General features: G+C 75.9%; 25 protein-coding genes. 17 read left to right on the forward strand and 8 right to left on the reverse strand.

Translation table 11 applies throughout. The features are described from left to right. Nucleotides 1-11 precede the first annotated feature (11 nt). Entirely contained in the window at nucleotides 12-1,079 is a 1,068-nt protein-coding gene (locus FB558_RS35700; RefSeq protein ID WP_142061370.1) for a LuxR C-terminal-related transcriptional regulator, read from the forward strand. Nucleotides 1,080-1,102: 23 nt separating this feature from the next. Further along, complete coding sequence (locus FB558_RS35705; RefSeq protein WP_142061373.1) at nucleotides 1,103-2,299, forward strand: trans-sulfuration enzyme family protein; 1,197 nt, start codon at nucleotides 1,103-1,105, stop codon at nucleotides 2,297-2,299. 24 nt (nucleotides 2,300-2,323) lie between these two features. Here FB558_RS35705 and FB558_RS35710 read toward each other — a convergent pair whose 3' ends face one another. Then, a complete protein-coding gene (locus FB558_RS35710; protein WP_142061375.1) occupies nucleotides 2,324-2,653 on the reverse strand; it encodes a DUF3817 domain-containing protein in 330 nt (109 codons plus the stop codon). 246 nt (nucleotides 2,654-2,899) lie between these two features. On the opposite strand from FB558_RS35710, the gene folP reads away from it, so the two are divergent. The 5 genes from folP to FB558_RS35735 all read left to right on the forward strand — a co-directional run bounded on the left by folP (nucleotide 2,900) and on the right by FB558_RS35735 (nucleotide 6,902). Continuing rightward, a complete protein-coding gene (gene folP, locus FB558_RS35715; protein ID WP_142062017.1) occupies nucleotides 2,900-3,709 on the forward strand; it encodes a dihydropteroate synthase in 810 nt (269 codons plus the stop codon). Beyond that, nucleotides 3,709-4,452 carry a dihydrofolate reductase family protein gene (locus FB558_RS35720; RefSeq protein WP_142061380.1) on the forward strand — a complete coding sequence of 248 codons (744 nt, stop codon included), beginning with the start codon at nucleotides 3,709-3,711 and terminating at the stop codon, nucleotides 4,450-4,452. Before folP ends, FB558_RS35720 begins: the two co-directional genes overlap by 1 nt. A 1-nt stretch (nucleotide 4,453) precedes the next feature. Continuing rightward, nucleotides 4,454-4,897, forward strand: a complete 444-nt coding sequence (locus FB558_RS35725) for a GNAT family N-acetyltransferase (RefSeq protein WP_142061383.1) — start codon at nucleotides 4,454-4,456, stop codon at nucleotides 4,895-4,897. Between the two features lie 97 nt (nucleotides 4,898-4,994). Further along, nucleotides 4,995-6,314 carry an acyl-CoA dehydrogenase family protein gene (locus FB558_RS35730; RefSeq protein ID WP_246107000.1) on the forward strand — a complete coding sequence of 440 codons (1,320 nt, stop codon included), beginning with the start codon at nucleotides 4,995-4,997 and terminating at the stop codon, nucleotides 6,312-6,314. 252 nt (nucleotides 6,315-6,566) lie between these two features. After that, nucleotides 6,567-6,902, forward strand: a complete 336-nt coding sequence (locus tag FB558_RS35735; RefSeq protein ID WP_142061386.1) for a histone-like nucleoid-structuring protein Lsr2 — start codon at nucleotides 6,567-6,569, stop codon at nucleotides 6,900-6,902. Between the two features lie 73 nt (nucleotides 6,903-6,975). Here the strand turns inward: FB558_RS35735 and FB558_RS35740 are convergent, their stop codons facing one another. Further along, on the reverse strand, nucleotides 6,976-7,737 hold the full coding sequence (locus FB558_RS35740; protein WP_142061389.1) for a 3-hydroxyacyl-CoA dehydrogenase: 762 nt from the start codon (nucleotides 7,735-7,737) through the stop codon (nucleotides 6,976-6,978). Between the two features lie 54 nt (nucleotides 7,738-7,791). Continuing rightward, nucleotides 7,792-8,994, reverse strand: coding sequence for an MFS transporter (locus FB558_RS35745; protein ID WP_142061392.1), 1,203 nt, complete (start codon nucleotides 8,992-8,994; stop codon nucleotides 7,792-7,794). Nucleotides 8,995-9,088: 94 nt separating this feature from the next. Between FB558_RS35745 and FB558_RS35750 the strand changes: the two genes are divergently transcribed. Further along, a complete protein-coding gene (locus FB558_RS35750; RefSeq protein WP_142061395.1) occupies nucleotides 9,089-10,561 on the forward strand; it encodes a pyridoxal-dependent decarboxylase in 1,473 nt (490 codons plus the stop codon). Between the two features lie 12 nt (nucleotides 10,562-10,573). On the opposite strand, the gene FB558_RS35755 is transcribed toward FB558_RS35750, so the two are convergent. From FB558_RS35755 to FB558_RS35770, 4 genes are all read right to left on the reverse strand, one after another. After that, entirely contained in the window at nucleotides 10,574-10,855 is a 282-nt protein-coding gene (locus tag FB558_RS35755) for a hypothetical protein (RefSeq protein ID WP_142061398.1), read from the reverse strand. 53 nt (nucleotides 10,856-10,908) lie between these two features. Continuing rightward, a complete protein-coding gene (locus FB558_RS35760; RefSeq protein ID WP_142061401.1) occupies nucleotides 10,909-11,352 on the reverse strand; it encodes an ATP-binding protein in 444 nt (147 codons plus the stop codon). A gap of 162 nt (nucleotides 11,353-11,514) precedes the next feature. Next, nucleotides 11,515-11,730 (reverse strand): hypothetical protein, encoded by a 216-nt coding sequence (locus FB558_RS35765; protein ID WP_142061404.1) that lies wholly within the window; start codon nucleotides 11,728-11,730, stop codon nucleotides 11,515-11,517. An 83-nt stretch (nucleotides 11,731-11,813) separates the two neighbouring features. Continuing rightward, complete coding sequence (locus FB558_RS35770; RefSeq protein ID WP_142061407.1) at nucleotides 11,814-12,260, reverse strand: DUF4383 domain-containing protein; 447 nt, start codon at nucleotides 12,258-12,260, stop codon at nucleotides 11,814-11,816. 164 nt (nucleotides 12,261-12,424) lie between these two features. Between FB558_RS35770 and FB558_RS35775 the strand changes: the two genes are divergently transcribed. From FB558_RS35775 to FB558_RS43590, 3 genes are read left to right on the forward strand one after another with little or no spacing between them, the layout of a single operon-like run. Beyond that, on the forward strand, nucleotides 12,425-12,919 hold the full coding sequence (locus FB558_RS35775) for a phage holin family protein (protein WP_142061411.1): 495 nt from the start codon (nucleotides 12,425-12,427) through the stop codon (nucleotides 12,917-12,919). Continuing rightward, a complete protein-coding gene (locus tag FB558_RS35780; RefSeq protein WP_142061414.1) occupies nucleotides 12,916-13,341 on the forward strand; it encodes a DUF3618 domain-containing protein in 426 nt (141 codons plus the stop codon). Before FB558_RS35775 ends, FB558_RS35780 begins: the two co-directional genes overlap by 4 nt. Further along, nucleotides 13,328-13,498 carry a hypothetical protein gene (locus FB558_RS43590; protein ID WP_170231697.1) on the forward strand — a complete coding sequence of 57 codons (171 nt, stop codon included), beginning with the start codon at nucleotides 13,328-13,330 and terminating at the stop codon, nucleotides 13,496-13,498. The genes FB558_RS35780 and FB558_RS43590 overlap by 14 nt, the downstream gene beginning before the upstream one ends. 147 nt (nucleotides 13,499-13,645) lie before the next feature. Here FB558_RS43590 and ligD read toward each other — a convergent pair whose 3' ends face one another. After that, nucleotides 13,646-14,662 (reverse strand): non-homologous end-joining DNA ligase, encoded by a 1,017-nt coding sequence (gene ligD, locus FB558_RS35785; RefSeq protein ID WP_342787649.1) that lies wholly within the window; start codon nucleotides 14,660-14,662, stop codon nucleotides 13,646-13,648. Nucleotides 14,663-14,831: 169 nt separating this feature from the next. Here ligD and FB558_RS35790 point away from each other — a divergent pair, with 169 nt between their 5' ends. The 6 genes from FB558_RS35790 to hrpB all read left to right on the forward strand — a co-directional run bounded on the left by FB558_RS35790 (nucleotide 14,832) and on the right by hrpB (nucleotide 21,292). Continuing rightward, nucleotides 14,832-15,770, forward strand: coding sequence for a hypothetical protein (locus tag FB558_RS35790; protein ID WP_142061417.1), 939 nt, complete (start codon nucleotides 14,832-14,834; stop codon nucleotides 15,768-15,770). Between the two features lie 73 nt (nucleotides 15,771-15,843). Further along, nucleotides 15,844-16,854 carry a ferritin-like domain-containing protein gene (locus FB558_RS35795; RefSeq protein WP_142061420.1) on the forward strand — a complete coding sequence of 337 codons (1,011 nt, stop codon included), beginning with the start codon at nucleotides 15,844-15,846 and terminating at the stop codon, nucleotides 16,852-16,854. 46 nt (nucleotides 16,855-16,900) lie between these two features. Beyond that, nucleotides 16,901-17,560 carry a HemK2/MTQ2 family protein methyltransferase gene (locus tag FB558_RS35800; protein WP_342787650.1) on the forward strand — a complete coding sequence of 220 codons (660 nt, stop codon included), beginning with the start codon at nucleotides 16,901-16,903 and terminating at the stop codon, nucleotides 17,558-17,560. Further along, nucleotides 17,553-17,771, forward strand: a complete 219-nt coding sequence (locus FB558_RS35805) for a CDGSH iron-sulfur domain-containing protein (protein WP_142061422.1) — start codon at nucleotides 17,553-17,555, stop codon at nucleotides 17,769-17,771. The genes FB558_RS35800 and FB558_RS35805 overlap by 8 nt, the downstream gene beginning before the upstream one ends. Continuing rightward, entirely contained in the window at nucleotides 17,758-18,807 is a 1,050-nt protein-coding gene (locus FB558_RS35810; RefSeq protein ID WP_170231698.1) for an iron-containing redox enzyme family protein, read from the forward strand. The genes FB558_RS35805 and FB558_RS35810 overlap by 14 nt, the downstream gene beginning before the upstream one ends. Nucleotides 18,808-18,823: 16 nt before the next feature. Continuing rightward, nucleotides 18,824-21,292, forward strand: a complete 2,469-nt coding sequence (gene hrpB / locus FB558_RS35815; protein WP_142061425.1) for an ATP-dependent helicase HrpB — start codon at nucleotides 18,824-18,826, stop codon at nucleotides 21,290-21,292. Nucleotides 21,293-21,297 lie beyond the last annotated feature (5 nt).

Genomic DNA, 21,297 nt, shown 5'->3' on the forward strand with positions numbered 1-21,297 from the left:
ACACTTCGAGAGTGAGCCCGGCATCCGGGGCCGAACGGGCGGAACGCGACCTCGTCCGGCTGTGCCACAGCGGCCTGGACCTGCCCGCCCTGCGCGCGGGGGTGCTGCGGTCGCTGCGGCGGCTGCTGCCGGTCGACGCCGCCTTCTTCGCCACCGCCGACCCCCACACCCTGCTGTTCACGAGCGCGTACGCCGAGGAGCCGCTCGCCGCGGCCACCGCGCTCTTCCTCGACAACGAGTTCGGTGACGACGACGTCAACAAGTTCACGGCGCTCGCCACGGCGCGCACCCACGTGTCGTCGCTGGACGCCGCGACCCGCGGAGACCGCTTCACGAGCGGGCGGTACCGCGACATCATGCGTCCGGCCGGGCTCGGCGACGAGCTGCGCGCCGCCCTGACCGTCGGCCCGGACTGCTGGGGCTACCTGTGCCTGCACCGCACCGACCACCCATTGGGCTTCACCCCCGCGGAGGCGGCGCTCCTCGCCCGCGTCGGCCCGCACATCGCGCACGGCCTGCGACAGTCGCTCCTGCTGGACGCGACGCCGCACCCCGACCGGGCCCGTCCGGGCGTACTGCTGCTCGCCGGGGACGGGAGCGTCGTCTCGACGACGCCGGAGGCCGACGCCCTGCTGGAGCAGCTCGACCCCGCGCCGCGCCTGCCGCTGCCCGCCGTCGTGTACGCCGTGGTGGCCGCCCTCAACGCCGGCCGTGCCACGCCGAGCGCCCACGTGCGCGGGGCCTCCGGGCGGTGGCTGGCCGTCCACGCGTCCCGGCTCGGAGGGCCGGGCACCGGCCACCCCGCCGACCACCCTGCCGGCCCCACTTCCGGCCGCGTCGCCGTCGTCGTCGAGCCCTGCGCCGCCCGCGCGACCGTCCCGATCCGGCTGGCCGCCCACGGCCTGTCCGCCCGCGAGTCCGAGGTGGCCGGTCTCGTGCTGCGCGGGGCCTCGACCCGGGGGATCGCCGCCTCCTTGCACATCTCGCCGCACACCGTGCAGGACCACCTCAAACACGTGTTCGACAAGCTCGGCGTGCGCAGCAGGCGCGACCTGGTGGGCCTGCTGCTCGGCGGCTGAGGGGGCTGGCGTACGAAGAGGGGGTGTCCGACTCCCCCCACCTCGCCACCCTCGCCGTCCACGCCGGCAACGCCGTCGACGCCGGCAGCGGGGCGATCCGCCGTCCGCTGGTCATGGCCAACTCCTACGCGCTGCCCGACGACCCGTCCGAGCTGTCCTGGTCGGGCACGGGCACCCCGCTCTACACCCGCAACGGCGGCGCCAACCAGGGCTGGCTGGAGGAGAAGCTCGCGGCGCTCGAGGGCGGCGCGGCCGCGGTGGCGCTGGCCAGCGGGATGGCCGCCCAGCACGCGGTGTTCTTCGCCGCGCTGCGCTCGGGCGATCACGTCGTGAGCTCCGACAACACCTACGTGGGCACCTACCGGCTGCTGTCGGAGCTGCTGCCGGGCAAGTACGGCATCACCGCCACGCTGGTCGACACCTCCGACCTGGACGCCGTGGCCGCCGCGATCCGCCCGGAGACCCGCGTCGTCCACGTCGAGACGCCCGCGAACCCGACCACCCGGATCACCGACGTCGCCGCCGTCGCCGAGCTCGCCCACGCGGCGGGCGCACTGGTGTCGGTGGACTCCACGTTCGCCACGCCGGTGCTGCAGCGCCCGCTCGGGCTGGGCGCCGACGTGGTCGTCCACTCGCTCACGAAGTACATCAACGGCCACGGCGACGCGATGGGCGGTGCGGTCGTCGGCGGCGGCGCGGCGGGCACGGCCCTGGTGGACGCGATCCGCCGCGAGGCGATGGTGAACGTCGGCGGCGCGATCAGCCCGTTCAACGCGTGGCTGATCATGCGCGGGTCGGTGACGCTGCCGATGCGGATGCGCGCGCACTGCGCGGGCGCGCAGGCCGTCGCGGAGTTCCTGGAGGCCGACCCCCGCGTCGCCTACGTGGCCTACCCCGGCCTGGCGTCGCACCCCCAGCACGACCTCGCGGCCCGGACGCTCGACGGCGGGTTCGGCGGGATGCTCGCGTTCGCCGTGCGCGGCGACTCCGACACCCAGAACCGGTTCGTCGCGGCGCTGCGGGTGATCACCTCGGCGGTGTCGCTCGGGCACGACGAGTCGCTGGTCGTGCACGTGTCCGGTGACGACGAGCGGGCCCCGTACTACCCGGAGGAGTTCCGCCGGTACGGGCACCTGCGGTTCTCGGTGGGGCTTGAGGACCCGAGGGACCTGGTGGCCGACCTCGACCAGGCCCTGACGGCGGCGGTCGGCCCCGGGTGAAGGATCCGGTGGGCGCCTCCCGCACTACGCGGCGGGAGCGCGCTCGGCGAGCAGGCCCCGCTGGCGGGCCCGCCGCTCGAACCACAGGGTGGCCAGCGGGGGGATGCTCGCGACGAGCGCCAGCAGCGTGGTCCCCACGCTCCACCGGAAGGTGCGGGCGACCACCAGCGTGACCACGACGTAGGCCACGAACAGCGCGCCGTGGATCGGGCCGAACACGGTCACACCGACCTCGTCGAACACCACGACGTACTTGAAGAACATGCCGATGAGCAGGCCGGCCCAGGAACAGGCCTCGGCGATGGCCACGGCACGGAACACCAGGGCGGCGCTGGACGGGGAGACGACAGCCACCCCTCCACTGTGCCCGACCGGTGATCCACACTTTCTACCGGGTGTCGAAGCCGCCGCCACACCGGCACGCCGGAGCCGTACCGCTCGCCGGCGGGCCGCGCCCGGGCAGTATGGCTCCCAGGTGTGGGAGTCGGAGGCGTGGAGGGTGCGCGGGTGGCAGTTCCAGAGGTGGGCCCAGAGGTGGGCCCGGCAGCGGGTGGGCTGGTGATCCGGGGGCGGGCGCCGGTCCGGGACCGGGCGCTGGTCATGGCGATCGTCAACCGGACCCCCGACTCGTTCTACGACAACGGCGCCACGTTCGCCGACGACGCCGCGAAGGCCGCGGTCGACCGCGCCGTCGCCGAGGGCGCCGACATCATCGACATCGGCGGAGTCGCGGCCAGTCCCGGCGAGACCGTGACGACCGAGGAGGAGATCCGCCGCGTCGTGCCGACGGTCGAGTGGATCCGGGAGCGCCACCCCGACGTCGTGATCAGCATCGACACCTGGCGCGGCGAGGTCGGGGCGGCGGCCTGCCGGGCGGGCGCGGACCTGCTCAACGACGCGTGGGCGGCGGCGGACCCGGAGCTGATCGACGTGGCCGCCGAGTTCGGGGCGGGCTACGTGTGCACGCACACCGGGGGGCGTGCGCCGCGCGCCGAGCCGTTCCGGCCCGCCTACACCGACGTGGTGTCCGAGGTGCTCGAGGCCACGGTGGAGCTCGCCGAGCGGGCGCTGGCGCGGGGGGTGCCGCGCGAGGGGATCCTGATCGACGCCACCGGGTTCGGCAAGAACACGGCGGACCACCTGGCGCTGCTGCGGGAGGTCCCGCGGTTCGTGGCGACCGGGTGGCCGGTGCTGATGGCGATGTCGAACAAGACCTTCGTGGGCGAGACGCTCGGGGTGGGCCTGTCCGACCGGCTCGCGGGCACCCTCGCGGCCACGACCATCGCGGCGCAGGCCGGCGCCCAGGTCTTCCGCGCGCACGAGGTGGCCCCCACCCGGCACGCGCTCGAGATGGTCGCCAGCGTGTTCGGCGCCCGCCCGCCGCGCCGGGCGTCGGAGTGGATCGCCTGATGCACCGGATCTGGCCGCCGCACGCGGCGGGCCCGCTGGAGGACGGCGCGCTCGAGCGGCTCTACACCTATCCCGCACCGCCCTGGCTCGTGGTCAACTTCGTGGCCAGCGCCGACGGTGCGGTGGAGCTGGGCGGGCGGGCCGCGGCCCTGTCGAACGCACCGGACCGGCGGGTCCTGCGGCTGGGCAGCGACCTCGCCGACGTGCTGCTGGTCGGCGCCACCACCGCCGTGGTGGAGGAGTTCCGCGGCGTGCACCCGGACGCGGAGACCGCGCGTCGGCGCGCGCGGCACGGGCTTGCCCCGATCCCGCCCACGGCGGTCGTCACGACCGGGCGGTCGCTCCCCGCGGACGCACCGGTCGTCACCGAGGCGCTCGTTCCGAGCATCGTCCTCACCACCGCGGAGGCGCCCGAGGACAAGCGCCGGGCGTGGACCGAGGCGGGCGCCACGGTGCTCGTCACCGGAGAACGCGCCGTGGACCTGCGCGCGGGTGTGGCGGCGCTGGCCGAGCGCGGGCTGGGGCGCATCGACTGCGAGGGCGGCCCGCGCCTGTTCGGCGCGCTGCTCGCCGCGGGCGTCGTCGACGAGCTGCGCCTGACCGTGTCCCCGCTGCTGGTCGCAGGCGCCGCCGAGCGCATCGCCACCGGCGCCGGCGTCGAGCCGGCACGGCTGGAGCTGGCGTCCGTGGTGGCCGAGGCCGACACCCTGCTGGTGCGCTACCTCGTGCAGCGGGACGCCTGACGTGCCGCCCGCCGTCGAGATCACCGACGACCCCGCACGCATCGACGTTGACCTCGTGCACCGGGAGCTCGCCGCCAGCTACTGGTCACCCGGCGTGCCGCTGGCCGTCGTCGAGGCCGCCATCGCGGGATCGGAGTGCTTCAGCGCCCACCGCGACGGGCGGCAGGTCGGGTTCGCGCGGCTCGTCACCGACGGGGCCACGTTCGGCTGGGTCTCCGACGTGTTCGTGGTGGAGCAGGCCCGGGGCGCCGGTGTCGGACGCGCGCTCGTGGCGGCCGTCGTCGAGCGGGCGCGGCACTACGGGCTGCGCCGGGTCATGCTCGCCACCCGCGACGCCCACGAGGTCTACCGGCCCTTCGGCTTCACCGAACCGCCCGCCGGGCTGCTGATGCAGCGCACGGTCGCGGACCCCTACGCCGCACCGCCCGCCCCGGGCGAGCGGTGAGAGGCGCGATTCCCGAACGCGCCTCTAGAGCCGTGCTCTAGTACGGGCTGTCGCCGGCGCCTCCCGCGGGGCACGATGGGCCCGACGGTGAACGGCGATGACTCAACGGCGCGACCAGGAGGCCGGCACGATGGCGTGGGACTTCTCCACCGAACCCGAGTTCGAGGCGCAGCTGGAATGGATGCGCCGGTTCGTCCGCGACGAGATCATCCCGTTGGAGACGCTCGACCTGGACCGCGAGACATTCGCGCGCATCACCGCGCCGCTCAAGGAGCAGGTCAAGGAACGCGGGCTGTGGGCCGCGCACCTGCCCCCCGAGCTGGGCGGCGGCGGGTTCGGCCAGGTCCGGCTCGGGCTGATGCACGAGATCCTGGGCCAGTGCCGCTTCGCGCCGGGGATCTTCGGCAACCAGGCGCCCGACTCCGGTAACGCCGAGCTGCTCGCGATCGGCGGCTCCCCGGAGCAGAAGGAACGCTGGATGCACCCGCTGCTGCGCGGAGAGCTGCGCAGTTGCTTCTCGATGACCGAGCCGGGTGCGGGGGCCGACCCCACGCTGCTGTCCACCCGCGCCGTCCGCGACGGCGACGAGTACGTCATCAACGGGCACAAGTGGTTCTCCTCCAACGCCTCGCACGCCGACTTCCTCATCGTCATGGCGGTGACCGATCCCGACGTGTCGGCCTACCAGGGCTCGTCGATGTTCGTCGTGCCGGTCGAGACGCCCGGGGTGCAGATCGTGCGCGACATCCCGGTGATGGACCACCCCACCATCACCGGGAAGCTCTACGGCGGGCACGCCGAGGTGCTCTACACCGATGTGCGGGTTCCGGTGGAGAACCTCATCGGCAATCCCGGCGACGGTTTCCGCCTGGCCCAGCAACGCCTCGGGCCCGGCCGCATCCACCACGCCATGCGCTGGCTGGGCCAGTCGAAACGGGCCTTCGACATGCTGTGCGAGCGCGCGGTGAGCCGCTACACCCACGGTTCCGTGCTGGCCGACAAGCAGATGGTCCAGGACTGGGTGGCGTCCTCGGCGGCGGAGATGCAGGCCGCCCGGCTGCTCACGCTGCACGCGGCCTGGACGATGGACCAGGTCGGCGCGTCGAACGCCCGCGTCGAGATCGCGATGATCAAGTACTGGGGCGCCCGGGTGCTGCACGACGTGATCGACCGGGCGATCCAGGTGCACGGCTCACTCGGCTTCTCCGGCGACCTGCCGCTGGAGGAGATGTACCGCGCCGCCCGCGCCGCCCGGATCTACGACGGGCCCGACGAGGTGCACAAGGCCACGGTCGCGCGCCGGATCCTGCGCGGGTACCAACCGGTCGAGACGCCCACCGAGCACATCCCCACGCGGGCCGAGGCGGCGCGGCGCAGGTTCGCGGACCACCTGGAAGCGGCCACCGCCGACCTCTGAGCGCCTCCACCGGCCGGTTCCGACGCCACGCGGGACCGGCCGGTGCCTTTCGCAGCCGCCGCCCGATCCATTCGGGGCGGCCGCGACACTCCGCAGATCCGGCCCCGGATCGACAATGCGCGCCCGCCTCCTTTATCATCGTTCTCGCAATTAACGACCACCTTGTTCTCGCACCGCCGCAGCCCTCGGGCGACCGCTCGTCACACCCGAGGTTCGTCGGCGTACCCGGAGCAACTTCGAAAGGCAGCGCACGTGGCAAAGCAGACGACCGTCACCCTGGTCGACGACCTGGACGGCAGCACGGCCGACGAGCAGGTCGAGTTCGCGATGGACGGCAAGTCCTACGAGATCGACCTGTCCGCGGCCAATAGCGCGAAGTTGCGCGAGGCCCTGGCGCCCTTCGTTTCGGCGGCGCGCCGCACCGGCGGTCGCCGGCGTTCCACCGCCAGCACCGCCGCGGCGCGGCCCAGCACCGACCGCGAGCAGAACCAGGCCATTCGCGAATGGGCCCAGCAGCAAGGGATGAAGATCTCGGAGCGCGGCCGCATCCCGTCCAACGTGCTCGAGGCCTACCACAAGAGCCACTGAAACGTCTCGAACGACCGTCGGGAACGCCGGACGCGACCGCGCCCGGCGTTCCGCGCGGTTCTCGCCTGCGGCGTCAGCGCGGGGCCATCCGGATCGCGCCGTCGAGGCGGATGACCTCGCCGTTCAGCATCGGGTTGGCCACGATGTGCGCGGCCAGCGCACCGAACTCGGTCGGGTTCCCGAGCCGGGCGGGGTGCGGCACCTGCGCGCCCAGCGAGGCCCGCACCTCGTCCGACGCCCCCGCGAGCAGCGGGGTGTCGAACAGCCCCGGCGCGATCGTGACCACCCGGATCTGCGCGGAGGCCAGGTCGCGGGCGATCGGCAGCGTCATCCCGACCACCCCGCCCTTCGAGGCCGAGTAGGCGGCCTGGCCGATCTGGCCGTCGAACGCGGCCACCGACGCGGTGTTCACGATCACACCGCGCTCCTCGCCGACGGGGTCGTGGCGCACCATCCGCTCGGCGGCCAGCCGGATCACGTTGAACGTGCCGATCAAGTTGATCTCGATGATCCGGGTGAAGTCGGCCAGCGGGAACACGCCCTTGCGCCCGATCGTCCGGATCGCGTTGCCGGTGCCGGCGCAGTTGACGGCCACCCGCAGGGGGCCGAGGGCGTCGGCGGCGTCGAGCGCGGCGGTGACGTCGGCCTCGCTGCGCACGTCGGCGGGCGCGTACACCACGCCGTCACCGAGCTCGGTGGCGCGCTCGGCCCCGGCCGACGTCGGCAGGTCGAGGATCACGACCCGCGCCCCGGCCGCGCGCAGCGCCTTCGTCGTGGCGAGCCCGAGCCCGGACGCGCCGCCGGTGACCAGCGCAACGCCGTCGGTGATGTCCACAGTGGCAACCCCTCGTGTCAGTCGTGATCCACGGTCGCCGCAGTCATACCACTGCTAGTCCGCCGCGGGCGCGGGGCCGACGCCGCCCCGGTCGCCGTAACGCCCGCGCGCCACGACGGCGGCCACCGCCAGCGGCACGGACACCACCAGCGCCACGCGGAACACCGCCTCGAACGCGCCCGCGTCGGCCAGCGGCGCGACCACCGCGGTGCCGGCGGAGCCGCCGAGGAACAGCAGGGCCGCGAACAGCGCCACCGCGGTGGCCCGCTCGCCCGGCACGACCTCGGTCACCCAGCTCTGCAGCGTGGTGTGCAGGAACGCCCACGAGCCGCCCAGCAGCACCCCCGCGACGACGACGGTGACCACCGTGACGCCGAGGGCCGGCACCGCCCACGCCGCCACGAGGAGCGCGGCCCCCACGGCCGACAGCCCCGCAGGCGACATCCGGCCGACCAGCCGGCGCACCACCCGCGACCAGACCAGCGAGCCGACGCCGAACGCGGCGGCCACGACCCCGGCGATCGTCGCGGTGGCGCCGAGCGCCTGTACGGCCGGCGCGAGGTAGGTCAGCACGCCGAGCACCACCACGCCCTCCACGAGCACGAGGGCGAGCACGACGAGCGCCCACCGGTGGCGCAGCACCGTCGCGATCGAGCGCAGCGGGCTGCCGGTGACCGGCGCCCGGTCGGGCTCGGGCAGGCGCCGCAGCGCCACCCACAGCGCGGCCGCGGCCAGGCCGGTGACCGCCGGGACGGTGCGCCACCCGACGACGTCGGCCAGCACGCCCGCACCCGCCGTCGCCACGGCGGTGCCGAGCGAGGAGGCGGTGAGCACGTCGGAGAGCGGGCGCTGGCGCACCTGCGGGGGCCACATGTCGCCGACGTAGACGAGCGTGGCCGGGATCAGCGCGGCGAAGCAGCCGCCCGCGACCGTCCGCGCGATGCCCAGTACCAGCAGGTTCGGCGCGACGACCGAGGCCACCCCCGCGAGTGCGGCGCCCAGCAGCGACACCCGCATCACGCGCACGCGCCCGATCCGGTCGCTGATCAGGCCCCACACCGGCTGCATCAGGCCGTAGGCGAGGAAGTAGGCGCTCGCCACCGCGGCCACCGCGGCGAGCGGCGCGCCCATGTCCAGGCCGATGACCACGAGCAGCGGGGCGATCGCGAACCGGTCGCAGGTGCTGGTCAACGCGGTCAGCTGGAGCAGCCGCAGCCTGCCCCGCTCCCCCGTGGCCTTGCCGGTGTCCGTCGTCACCGTTCCTCCGTCGTCACCGCTCGACCATGCGCCGCCGCGGCGTTCCGCGCTGCCCCGCGGGGACGTGAGAACGGCCACTGGTTAGCGTTGCTCCATGGACGCGACCGGCGCTTCGGCCGATCTGGACCCGGAGGAGTTCCGCAGGCTCGGCCACGCGGTCGTCGACTGGATCGCCGACCACCGCGCCGGGCTGGAAGCGCTGCCGGTGCGGGCCGACGTCGAGCCCGGCTGGGTGCGCGAGCGGCTGCCCGCGGCGCTGCCCGAGGATCCCGCGCCGCTCGACGCGCTGCTCTCCGTGGTGGACGACGTCGTGGTGCCGGCCAGCACGCACTGGCAGCACCCCCGCTTCTTCGCCTACTTCCCGGCCAACGCCTCGCTGCACTCGCTGCTGGGCGACATGCTCTCCGGCGGGCTCGGCGCGCAGGGGATGCTGTGGTCCACCTCGCCGGCCGCCACCGAGGTGGAGCAGGTGCTCCTCGACGGCCTCGCGACGGCGCTGGGCCTGGATCCCGGCTTCACCTTCGCGGGCGGCGGGGGCGGCAGCATCCAGGACTCCGCCTCGTCCGCGGCGCTGGTGGCGCTGCTGGCCGCCCTGCACCGGGCGGAGCCGGGGTGGCGCGAGCGCGGCGTCACCGGCACCGAGCGCGTCTACGTCACCGCCGAGACGCACTCGTCGCTGGCCAAGGCCGCGCGCGTGGCCGGGCTGGGGGCGCGGGCGCTGCGCACGGTGGAACCCGTTCCCGGGTCGCGGGCGATGTCGCCGCAGGCACTGGCCGCCGCCGTGGCCGAGGACGTGGCGGCCGGACTGGTCCCGGTGCTCGTCTGCCCGACCGTCGGCACGACCGGCACCGGCGCGGTGGACCCGGTGCGCGCGATCGCCGAGGTCGCCCGCCCGCACGGCGTGTGGGTGCACGTCGACGCCGCATGGGCCGGGGTGGCCGCGCTGGCACCGGAGTTCCGGCACCTGCTCGACGGGGTCGAGCTCGTCGACTCGTTCTGCACCGACGCGCACAAGTGGATGCTCACCGCGTTCGACGCGTCCCTGCTGTGGGTGCGCGAGGCCGACGCGCTCCCCGCGGCGCTCTCGATCACGCCGGAGTACCTGCGCAACGCCGCGTCCGAGTCGGGGGCCGTGGTCGACTACCGCGACTGGCAGGTGCCGCTCGGGCGCCGCTTCCGCGCGTTCAAGCTGTGGACGGTGCTGCACGGCGTCGGGCTCTCGGGGCTGCGGGCGCACATCCGGGGCCACGTCGCGCTCGCGGCGGGCCTGGCCGAGCGCGTCCGCGCCGACCCGGCGTTCGAGCTGGCCGCCGAGCCCTCCCTCGCCCTGGTGTGCCTGCGGGTCGTCACCGGCGCCGGCCCCGACGCCGACGACGACGCGTCCCGCGAGCTGCTCGAGCGCGTCAACGCCTCGGGCGAGGCGTTCCTCACCCACACCGTCGTCGGGGGCCGCTACGTCATCCGGGTGGCGATCGGCGCCGTGACCACCGGCCCCGAGCACGTCGACCAGCTGTGGGAGCAGCTGCGCGCCGAGGCCGAGCGCGTGCGGCAGCGCTACGCGGCCTGACGGCCCGCCTGCTCAGCCCGGCTCGCCACGCCGCTTCCGGTACAGCACCCACGCCAGGTCGCCCAGGGCGATCACGGCCACCGCCACCATCACCCAGCCGAGGAGCCCGAAGCCTGCGGCGAAGCCGATCCACGCCGCTCCGACCGCGAACACCAGCCCGAACACCGCGAGCACCGCCCGCAGCGTCAGGGCGCTCTGCGCGGGCGCAGCACCGCCGATACCGGCCGTCGGGTCGTGGTAGTCGGGCAGGCCGCGCTCGTAGTCGGCCCGCGTCCGCCGTCCGTGCTCCGCCATGACCACGGGGTACCCCGGAATGCCCCGCAGATCTCCTCCGATCGGCGCTCGGATCAGCGCTCGGGCTCGCGCTCGCCCTCCAGGCTCGGGATGCGGTGGCGCAGGAGCACCCGGCTGCCCCGGTCGTCGAAGTGGATGAGCACCGACTCGGACATGTGGCTCATCAGCGGGATGCCGCGCCCGCCCTCGCGCGGCCGGTCCACCGGGGGCCGCCAGCTCCCGTGGTCCACGACCTCGATGCACAGCGTCTCGGACTCCGTCCAGAGCGTCAGCTCCACGACGCCCGCCTCGTCGGGGCCGTAGGCGTGGCGCACGGCGTTCGCCGCCGCCTCGTCCACCGCGAGCACGACGTCCGCGGTCTCCTCCTCGGTCAGGGCGAGCGGAGCGAGCCAGCCGCCCAGCTCCCGCCGGATCACCGCCAGCTGTTCCGGATCGGCCGGCCAGCTGCGGTGCACGAACTCGATGTGTCCGGGGCCGGGGCGGACGGGATGCTCCATGTCGCACACTTTCCACCACGGCCCGCAGGAGCAAACGTCACCTGCCGCCCTGGTGCGGCCGGTGGCCCGCTCGTCGCGCCGACGTGACCGGCGGACGTGGTCCCGGTCCGCGATCGGGCCCGGTTCCGGGCCCGGCTGTCCCCGGGCGCCGGTGCAGCCCGGTCAGCCGCCCCCGCCGAGCTCGTCACCGGCGCCACCCTCGCCGGGCTCGCCCGCTCCCTCCTCGCCGGCGCCGCTGTCGCCACCGGTGCCGAACTCGCCGTCGACGTCGCCCTGCTCGCCGCTGTCCCCGACTCCCGGCCCGCCGTCGTCGCAGGCGCCCGCGGCGGTGAGCAGCAGTCCACCGGCGGTGACGACCGCGAGGACCGACCGCCTCATCCTGGTGCGCTCCATGGGTGATCGGTTGCCCGCCGCGGCGACGGCGAAACGCCGGCGAGGCCGGGTGCCGGGTGGCCGCCCGCTCAGGCCCGGGTGCGCAGGTCGCGGCCGAGCAGCAGCCCCAGCCCGATCATGGCGACGGCGAGCACCAGGTGCAGCCAGTTGTCGGCCGTGTTCAGCGGCACGAAGTTGGCGGCGCTGTCGAAGTCGATGACCAGCCCGTAGATCCACAGGACCGCGTAGACGATCCCGCCGCCGATCAGGAACGCCCGCGCACCGGATGCGGTGCGCGACATCGCGAACCCCACGACGCCGAACGCCAGGTGCACGAGGTTGTGCAGCACGGAGACCGCGAACAGGCCCAGCAGCAGCGCCCCGGACGTGTGTCCCGCGAACGTCAGCTGGTCGAAGCCGGTCGTCACCCCCGGGATGAACCCCAGGATGCCGACGAGGACGAACACCGCGCTCACGACCATCCCGGTCGTCTGGAGGGGGTGGTGGGTGCGCGGGGAGAGGGTCGAGCCGGACATTGCGTCCTCCCATCTGCGGCGATCGGACGAATGCCGGCATACCCCGGGTGCAGTCGAACAAGCGATCACCCGCGGTTTCCACCGGAATGGACCTGCCGGCGGGAGCGCCCGCCGGAACCGGGTGACCGGTGTTAGACCCGGCACGCCGGGGGTAGGCCTGCGGCATGACCCCGCAGACGACGGACGTGCCGAGCCAGCGGGCCACGAGCGCATCGGGCGCGCCCGTGGCCGGCGCCGGCTCGAGCCCCGGTCCCCACGGTGCACACGAGAGCCTGAGCACGGCGACGACCGGAGAGCTGGTCCAGCGGCTCTCCACCCAGGTCTCCGAGCTGATCCGCCGGGAGCTGGACCTGGCCCGCGCCGAGCTCGGCGCCAAGGGCAAGCGCGCGGGCGCGGGCGCCGGGCTCGCCGGCGCCGGTGGAGTGGTCGCGCTGTTCGGAGTGGGCGCTCTCATCGCCGCCGCGATCGCCGGGCTCGCCACGGTCGTCCCCGTGTGGCTCTCGGCGCTGATCATCGGCGTCGTGCTGCTGCTCGTGGCCGGCGTGCTGGCCCTCGCCGGGCGCAGCCAGCTCAGGCAGGCGACCCCACCGGTGCCCGAGCAGGCGGTGCACGGCGTCCAGGAGGACGTCGCCACGGTGAAGGGCGCGGTGCACCGATGACCGCGCCGCAGCCGGGCACCCCGACCGGCACGACCCCGGCCGCCACCCCGGCGGCCACCCCCGCGTCCACGGCCCCGACCGGCGCGACCGGAGCGGCGGGCACCCCGCAGGACACCCGCCGGGAGGTCGAGGAGCTGCGGTCCGAGCTCGGCGACACCGTCGAGGAGCTCGCGCACCGCGTCGACGTCCCGGCCCGGTTGCGCGAGAAGCGCGCCGAGACCACCGAACGGGTCCAGGCCCAGGTGACCCACGCCCGCGAGGTCGTGGCCGAGCGGGCCCCCGCCGCGCAGGAAGCGCTGCGCGAGCGCCCCGCCCTCGTCGCCGGTGTCGGCGTCGTGCTCGGCTACCTGCTGCTGCGGGCCCTGCGCGGGCGCAGGAACAGGCGCAGGAACAGGAAGGAGGACGCGGATGGAACGCGGTAGCTCCAAGCACAGCCCTCGTCAGGACGAGGCGCTGGCCGACGAGGTGGCCGGCGAGCTGGGCCCCGGCGGCTCGAACCGCGAGGAGTGGGCCGCCGCCGAGCCGCCCGCCGACGACGATCCCCCGGAGCGCACCGGCACCGGCCCGGACCGGACGTGACGGCACCCGCGCCGCCGTGATGATCACTTCGGCGCGGCCCTCGGGGGCACCGACATCCACTGATCACCCCCTCGCACACCGACTGTTGCGCTGCCGCACCGACTGCAGTCGGTGTGCGAGCACCGCGATCGGTGTGCGAGCCGGGCGTCAGGTGGGGGCGGGCATCACCGCGTCCTGCGGGTCCTTGTCGCTGCGCAGACCGCGCCACGCCGCGTGCCGCAGCCGGCCCTCCCGGGTGAGGACGCGGTAGACGACCTCGCCGACCAGCTCCGGACGCACCCAGCGCGCCTTGCGCGCCTCGTCGCGCGGCACCTCCTCGTCGAAGGGGCTCGCCGGCTGCTCGCGCGCCCGCAGCTCGCCGAGCAGCGATCGCAGCGCCGCCTCGGTGAACCCGGTGCCGACGTGGCCGAGGTAGCGCAGCGACCCGGCGTCGTCGTACGCGCCCAGCAACAGCGCGCCGAGGCTCTGGGCGCGCCTGCCCTCCCCCGCCGTCCAGCCGCCGATCACGACCTCCTGGGTGTGCAGCAGCGCCGTCTTGACCCAGGCCGCCGACCGGCGACCCGGCTCGTACCGGGCGCTGCGACGCTTGCCGACCACGCCCTCCAGTCCGTGCGCGCGGGCCACCTCGAGCAGCTGGGTGCCGCTCACGCCCGGCGCGGCCGGGGGCACCCGCACGCGCGGTGCGGCGAGCTCCAGCTCCTCCAGCAGGGCGCGGCGGCGGTCGTAGGGCTCGGCGAGCAGGGAGGTGCCGTCGAGGTGGAGCAGGTCGAACACGACGTAGGACACCGGGATGCGCTCGAGCAGCTCCGGCGCGGGTGCGCGGACGTGCATCCGGTGCTGCAGCAACCCGAAGTCGGGACGGCCTCCGGCGTCGAGGGCGACGACCTCGCCGTCGAGCAGGACCGGCCGCCCGTCGAGCAGCGCGGTGAGGTCGGCGAGCTCGGGGTAGCCGGCGGTCACCTCGTTGCCCCGCCTGCTCTGGGCCCGGAGCCGATCTCCCGCCACCGCGGTGACGGCGCGGACCCCGTCCCACTTGAACTCGAAGGTCCAGCCCGCACCGGCGGGGGGCTGCCCGGCCGTCGCCAGCATCGGCGACACCGGTGGCGGGAGCGGCGGGACGGCGTCCATCTCGCGCAGCCTGCCCGCCGCGTGCCGGCTGCGCACGCACGACCGACCGAAGGGGGGACCGGCGGCCGCTTCCCGAGGGGTGGGGAAGCGGCCGCCGGAGCACGGGGGCGGCCGGGGGTTCCGCCAGAGCCGTGCTACTCCACGGTAACTGTTGCACGTGCAACCGGGGGATCTTCGGGCCCGCTCGCCGCACTAAGGTCGATGTGTGGCCGACCACAGCCCGACCAGCGAGAAGGACCTGGACGCCGTCGCCGACGAGCTGTACGGCGTGCTGCCCGACGAGTTCATCGGCGCGCGGGACGCGGCGGTCGCCGAGGCGCGCGAGCGGGGGGACCGGGAGCTGGCCAAGGCGATCGGGCGGCTGCGGAGGCCGACGAAGGCGGCGTGGCTGGCCAACCTCCTCGCCCGCCACCGCGCCGCCCAGCTGGACGGGCTGCTCGGCCTCGCGGCGGGCCTGGCCGACGCCCAGCGCACGCTCGACGGCGCGGCTCTTCGCCAGTTGTCCGGCAAGCGCCACCAGCTCGTCGCCGCGATGGCGCGCGAGGCAGGCCGGCTGGCGCAGGAGGCGGGCGACCCGGCTGCGGAGAGCGTCCTGCGCGAGCTGCAGGGCATCCTCGACGCGGCGCTCGCGCGCCCGGAGATCGCCGAGCAGGTGCGCTCGGGCCGGCTGACGCGCACGCTGAGCTACACCGGCTTCGGACCCGAGACCGATCCGGACGCCGTGCCCGCGCCCCCGCCGCGCCCCGCGCGCGAGGAGCCCGCCGCCGAGGAGCCCGGGCCCGCCCGGGACACCCGGGACACCGAGGCCGACGAGCGCGCGCGGCGCGAGCGGCTGCGCGCCGAGCGCGACCGGCGGGCGGAGGCGCTGGCGGCCGCGGAGGACGAGGAGTCGCAGGCGCGGTCGACACAGGACGACGCCGACGCGGCGCGCGAGGACGCGGTCGACGCCCGCGACGAGGCCCGCAACCGGGTGGCCGAGCTGACCGCCGAGCTGGAGGCCGCCCGCGAGCGCGAGCGCACCACCGCGGCCGCCGCCCGGGACGCGGAGACGGCGGCGAAGTCCGCGGCCCGCGCCGTCGGGGTGGCCGCCTCCCGCACCGCCCGCGCCCGCGCCCGGCTGGAGGAGATCGAGGCGGAGCTGTAGGTCCCGGCGTGCGAGAGTCGGCTCACACGGCTCGGGTCGCGTGCGTCCCCGCCCGCCGGGGCACCCCAGGGGCATGGCGAACACCGCGACCACCACGACCGTCCCGACCGCCCACGAGACCGTCGCGACCGACACGGTCGTCACCCAGCTGCGCGCCCTCGAGCAGCTCACCCGGACCGAGGCGCAGATCGCCCGCCTCCGCACCACCCAGGCCCGCACCGACGCGGTGCGCCGCGAGCTGCGCCAGAACGGCGACGACGCCGTGCGCCGCGCCGGCCGCATCGCCGAGGCGCTCGACTCCCTCGACGCCGTGCCCGACGTGGTGACGCCCGCGATCGGACGCGTCCTCGCCCTGGTCAAGAGCACGCTCGAGCAGGCGCAGCCCATCGACGAGGCGCTGCTGTCCGACCTCACCCTCGAGCACCAGCTGCTCGACCGCGCCCGGTACGTGCGCGTGCTCGCGCAGCGGGCCGGGCTGCCCTCGGTCGAGCGGCTGGCCGACGACCTGGTCACCGCGCACACCGCCACCGTCGACTGGCTCACCACGGTGCTGGCCGAGGAGGCCCTCGGCGGCCCGGCCGCCCTGACGCCCACCCCGCTGCAGCGGGTCGCGGGCGGCGTGGCCCACGCCGTCGGCCTGCCGACCCGCTTCGCGGTGCAGCAGTTCAACTGGGCGGTGCACACCGTCTACCGCACGGGTGAGCAGGCGCGGGGGGTCGTCGGTGACGTCGCGGGCAAGGCGACCCAGCTCGGCCTCGGCACGCGCGAGGTCGCCACGGCGGGCCGCGACGCCGCGCTGCGCCAGGCCGAGCGGGTGGCCCGCCGCGACGGCGCCGACACCGTGGCGGGCGCGGTCCACGAGACCCGCGCCGACCTGGGCGGGCTGGCCGCGTCGGAGCTGCCCATCAAGCACTACGAGGAGATGACCGCGCAGAACGCGATCGCCGCGATCCGCGACCTCACCGACCCGGACGCGCTGCGCACCCTCATCGCGTTCGAGGAGAGCCACAAGAACCGCAGTGGCGTGATCAACGCCGCGCAGACCCACTACGCCGCGGTGGCCAAGGCGCGCAGTGAGCGCTGACGCATGCGCTGAGCCGCGTTTGGCGCGCTCCGGGCGGGGCAGAAAGATGCTCGTGATGTTGCTGCGCCCACCCGGGGTGTACCGGGCCGAGGGTGACACCGAGTTGCTGACCGAGGTGATGGGACGGGGCGGTTACGCCACGGGCCGCGACGTGCTCGACGTCGGAACGGGGACCGGCGCGCTCGCGCTGGCCGCCGCCCGGGCCGGCGCGGCCACCGTCACCGCCGTGGACCTGTCGCTGCGCTCCGTGGCCGCGACCTGGCTGAACAGCAAGCTGCACCGGGTGCCGGTCACGGTGCACCGCGGCGACGTGTTCGGCCCCGTCGCCGATCGGCGCTTCGGGCTCGTCGTGGCCAACCCGCCGTACGTGCCCGCCGAGACCGGCCGGCTCCCCCGCCACCGCAAGGCGCGCTGCTGGGACGCCGGTCCGGACGGCCGGGCGCTGCTGGACCGGGTCTGCGCGGGCGTCCCCGGCGTCCTCGCCCCCGACGGCGAGGTGCTGCTCGTGCACTCGGCGGTGTGCGACACCGACCTCACCCTCGACGCGCTCGACCGCGCCGGGCTGGTCCCGCAGGTGCTCGCCAAGGCGACCGTCCCGTTCGGCCCGGTCATGCGGGCCCGCGCCGCGCTGCTCGAGGCCCGCGGCCTGATCGGACCGGGGCAGCGCGAGGAGGAGCTGGTCGTCGTGGGGGCGCGTCGTGGCTGACCGCGTGCCGCAGGTGGTGATCACCGACGACGGGCCGCTGCTGGTGTCCGGGCCGGTGGACATCGTGCTGCCCGACGGGCGGCGGGTCCGCTCCGACCGCCCGGTCAGCGCGCTGTGCACCTGCAGGCGCAGCCGCCGCCAGCCGTTCTGCGACACCAGCCACCGCCGCAAGGTCCGCGGCGGCGAAGGGGAGGACCGTGCTCAGCCGTAACGCCATCCGTCCGGTCGCGGCGCCGCCCCTGCCGGCGCCGCGGGGCCCGCTGTCGGCCGCCGTGATCGGCGCGCTGCGCGACGCCCGCGAGGTCACGGCGCCACCCGGGGTCGACCCCGGCGGCGCCGACCCCTACGGCGCCGACCTGCAGCTCGCCCTGTACTGCCTCTACGAGCTGCACTACCGCGGGTTCGCCGGCGTGCCGGACGAGCGGGAGTGGGACCCGGCGCTGCTCACCGTGCGCGCCGCGCTCGAGCGCCGGTTCCTCGACGCCCTCCGCGCCGACGTCACCCCGTCCGACGACGTGCAGGCGGAGCTGGACGCCCTGCTCGTCGAACCGGTCGAGGGTCAGGGCCCGTCGTGGTACCTCAAGGACGAGGGCGAGCCGTGGCAGGTGCGCGAGTACGTCGCGCACCGCTCGCTCTACCACCTGAAGGAGGCCGACCCGCAGGCGTGGGTGATCGCCCGCCTCGAGGGACCGGCGAAGGCGGCGCTCGTCACCGTCGAGCACGACGAGTACGGGGCCGGCGACCCGGACCGCATGCACGCGCAGCTGTTCGCCGACATGATGCGTGCGCTCGGTCTCGACGACACCTACGGCGCCTATCTGGACGCCGCCCCCGCGCAGACCCTCGCGGAGGTCAACCTGATGTCGTTGTGCGGGCTGCACCGCGGCCTGCGCGGCGCGCTGGTCGGGCAGTTCGCGACCGTGGAGCTCACCTCCTCCCCCGGCTCGGAGCGGCTGGTGCGGGCCATGCGCCGGCTCGACCTGCCCGAGGCGGCCGTGGAGTTCTACGCCGAGCACGTCGAGGCGGACGCCGTGCACGAGCAGCTGGTCCGGCGCGGCGTGATCGCGCCGCTGCTGGCGGGCGAGCCCGCGCTCGCCCCGGACGTCGTGTTCGGCATCCGGGCGAGCGGCTTCCTCGCCGACCGGTTCGCCGACCACCTGCTCGGCTGCTGGACGCAGGACCGCTCGTCGCTGCTGCGCCCCCTTCCCGACCATCCTGCCGCTGCGCCGAGGCCCCGCTCGGCGTAGCGCACACTGGCAGGCGATGAACCTGCCGGAGCTGCCCGACCTGCCGGTCCGCGCCGCGCTCGACGACATCACCGGCACGCTCGCGGCCCGCGGGTCCGCGGTGCTCGTCGCACCGCCCGGCACGGGCAAGACGACGCTGGTGCCGCTCGCGCTGGCCGCCACCCTCGACGGGGGCCGGGTCGTGGTCGCCGAGCCGCGCAGGCTCGCCACCCGCGCGGCCGCGGCCCGGATGGCGGCGCTGCTGGGCGAGGACGTCGGGGGCACCGTCGGCTACGCGGTGCGCGGGGAGGCGCGCCGGTCGGCCCGCACGCGCGTCGAGGTGGTGACGTCGGGGCTGCTGCTGCGCCGGCTGGTGGCCGACCCCGAGCTGGCCGGCACCACCGCGGTCGTGCTCGACGAGTGCCACGAGCGGCACCTGGACGCGGACCTGCTGCTGTCGCTGCTGCTCGACGCCCGCGACGGGCTGCGCCCGGACCTGCGCCTGCTCGCGACGTCGGCGACCGTGGCGACGGAGCGGCTCGCCGGGCTGCTCGAGGGCCCCGTGCTCGAGGTCGCGGGAGCCGCGTTCCCGGTCGCCGTCGGCCACCTGCCACCGGCGCGCGGCGAGCGGATCGAGGCCTGCGTCGCCCGCGCCGTGCGGACCGCGCTGGACGAGGGCGACGGGGACGTGCTCGCCTTCCTCCCCGGTGTCGCCGAGATCCGGCGCACTTCCGCCGCGCTCGCCGCGCTGGACGTCGGGGCCGACGTGCTCCCCCTGCACGGCCGCCTGCCGGCCGCCGAGCAGGACCGGGCGCTGCGCCCGGGCATCCGGCGCCGCGTGGTGCTCGCCACCGCCGTCGCCGAGTCCAGCCTCACCGTCCCCGGCGTGCGGGCCGTGGTCGACGCCGGCCTGGCCCGGGTGCCGCGCACCGACCACCGCCGCGGCCTCGCGGGGCTGGTGACCGTGCGCGTCTCGGCCGCGGTCGCCACCCAGCGGGCGGGGCGCGCCGGGCGGGAGGGGCCGGGCCGGGTGCTGCGCTGCTGGCCGGAGGGTGAGCTGCTCGCCCGCGCACCCGAACCGGAGATCCGCACCGCCGACCTCACGCGGCTCGCGCTCGACCTCGCCTGCTGGGGCACCCCTGACGGCGGCGGCCTGCGCTGGTGGGACCCGCCGCCCGACGGCCCGTTGAAGGCCGGGCAGGCGGTCCTGCACGCGCTGGGCGCTCTGGCCTCCCCCGGCGGCGCGGTGACCGAGCGCGGCGCCCGGATGGCCGAGCTCGGGCTGCACCCGCGCCTGGCGCGGGCGCTGCTGGACGGCGCGGCGGCGACCGGGCCGCGGACGGCCGCCGAGGTCGTGGCGCTCCTCGACGACGACACCGTCGCGACCGGCCCGGACGTCGACGACGCGCTGCGCCGCCTGCGCTCCGGGGACGCGCCCGGTGCAGGCCGGTGGCGGGGCGAGGTGGGCCGGCTGCGCCGCCTGCTGCCCGACGGGCGCGGCGCCACCCCCGGCGGCCGGCGCCCGCGCACCGACCGCGCCGACGCCGCCCTCGTCGTCGCGCTCGCCCACCCGGAGCGGCTCGCGCGGCGCCGCTCCCCCGGCTCACCGCGGTACCTGATGGCCGGCGGCACCGCCGTGGAGCTGCCGCCGGGTTCCGCGCTGGCGGCCTCGGAGTGGCTCGCGGTCGCGGTCGCCGACCGCACGCCCGGCGCCGAGCACGGCCGGGTGCGGCTGGCCGCCGCGGCCGACGCGGAGCTCGCCGTCCGCGCGGCGCCTGCGCTGCTGACCGAGGCCGACGAGGTGGCGTGGGTGCGCGACGACCCCGCCGGCGTCGTCGCACGGCACGTGCGGCGCCTCGGGGCGATCGTCCTGGCCGAGCACCGGCTCGCCGACCCCGACCCGGACGCGCGGCGCGCCGCCCTGCTCGACGGGCTCCGCACCGAGGGCACCGGACTGCTGCGCTGGACCGACGGGGCGCGGCGGCTGCGCGACCGGCTCGCCACGCTGCACCGCACACTCGGCCCGTCGTGGCCGGACGTGTCCGACGCCGCGCTGCTGGCCGATCCGGGCCGCTGGTGGAGCGGCCCGGTGGCCACCGCCCGCGGCCGGGCCGACCTGGCCCGCGTCGACGCCACCACGGTGCTGCGCGCGGTCCTGGGCTGGCGGGAGGCCGCCCTGCTCGACGAGCTGGCGCCCGAGCGCGTCACCGTGCCGTCGGGGTCGCGCGTGGCTCTGGACTACTCCGGGGAGCGCCCGGTGCTCGCGGTGCGCGTCCAGGAGGTGTTCGGCTGGACCGACCCGCCCGCCGTCGCCGGCGGCCGGCTCCCCGTGCAGCTGCACCTGCTCTCCCCGGCGGGCCGTCCCGCGGCGGTCACGGACGACCTCGACTCGTTCTGGGACGTGGGCTACAAGCACGTCCGAGCCGACCTCAGGGGCCGCTACCCGAAACACGCGTGGCCGGAGGACCCGCGCCAGGCCACCCCCACCCGCCGCACGAAGCGCTGACCCCG

Source organism: Pseudonocardia kunmingensis (genome assembly GCF_006716445.1).
GTDB lineage: Bacteria > Actinomycetota > Actinomycetes > Mycobacteriales > Pseudonocardiaceae > Pseudonocardia > Pseudonocardia kunmingensis.

Coding starts and splice junctions, on each gene's coding strand:
- folP (WP_142062017.1), top strand. CDS start 2,900: ATGGCGATCGTCAACCGGACCCCCGACTCGTTCTACGACAACGGCGCC.
- FB558_RS35720 (WP_142061380.1), top strand. CDS start 3,709: ATGCACCGGATCTGGCCGCCGCACGCGGCGGGCCCGCTGGAGGACGGC.
- FB558_RS35730 (WP_246107000.1), top strand. CDS start 4,995: ATGACTCAACGGCGCGACCAGGAGGCCGGCACGATGGCGTGGGACTTC.
- FB558_RS35750 (WP_142061395.1), top strand. CDS start 9,089: ATGGACGCGACCGGCGCTTCGGCCGATCTGGACCCGGAGGAGTTCCGC.
- FB558_RS35755 (WP_142061398.1), bottom strand. CDS start 10,855: ATGGCGGAGCACGGACGGCGGACGCGGGCCGACTACGAGCGCGGCCTG.
- FB558_RS35760 (WP_142061401.1), bottom strand. CDS start 11,352: ATGGAGCATCCCGTCCGCCCCGGCCCCGGACACATCGAGTTCGTGCAC.
- FB558_RS35765 (WP_142061404.1), bottom strand. CDS start 11,730: ATGAGGCGGTCGGTCCTCGCGGTCGTCACCGCCGGTGGACTGCTGCTC.
- FB558_RS35770 (WP_142061407.1), bottom strand. CDS start 12,260: ATGTCCGGCTCGACCCTCTCCCCGCGCACCCACCACCCCCTCCAGACG.
- FB558_RS35775 (WP_142061411.1), top strand. CDS start 12,425: ATGACCCCGCAGACGACGGACGTGCCGAGCCAGCGGGCCACGAGCGCA.
- FB558_RS35780 (WP_142061414.1), top strand. CDS start 12,916: ATGACCGCGCCGCAGCCGGGCACCCCGACCGGCACGACCCCGGCCGCC.
- FB558_RS43590 (WP_170231697.1), top strand. CDS start 13,328: ATGGAACGCGGTAGCTCCAAGCACAGCCCTCGTCAGGACGAGGCGCTG.
- FB558_RS35795 (WP_142061420.1), top strand. CDS start 15,844: ATGGCGAACACCGCGACCACCACGACCGTCCCGACCGCCCACGAGACC.
- FB558_RS35800 (WP_342787650.1), top strand. CDS start 16,901: ATGCTCGTGATGTTGCTGCGCCCACCCGGGGTGTACCGGGCCGAGGGT.
- hrpB (WP_142061425.1), top strand. CDS start 18,824: ATGAACCTGCCGGAGCTGCCCGACCTGCCGGTCCGCGCCGCGCTCGAC.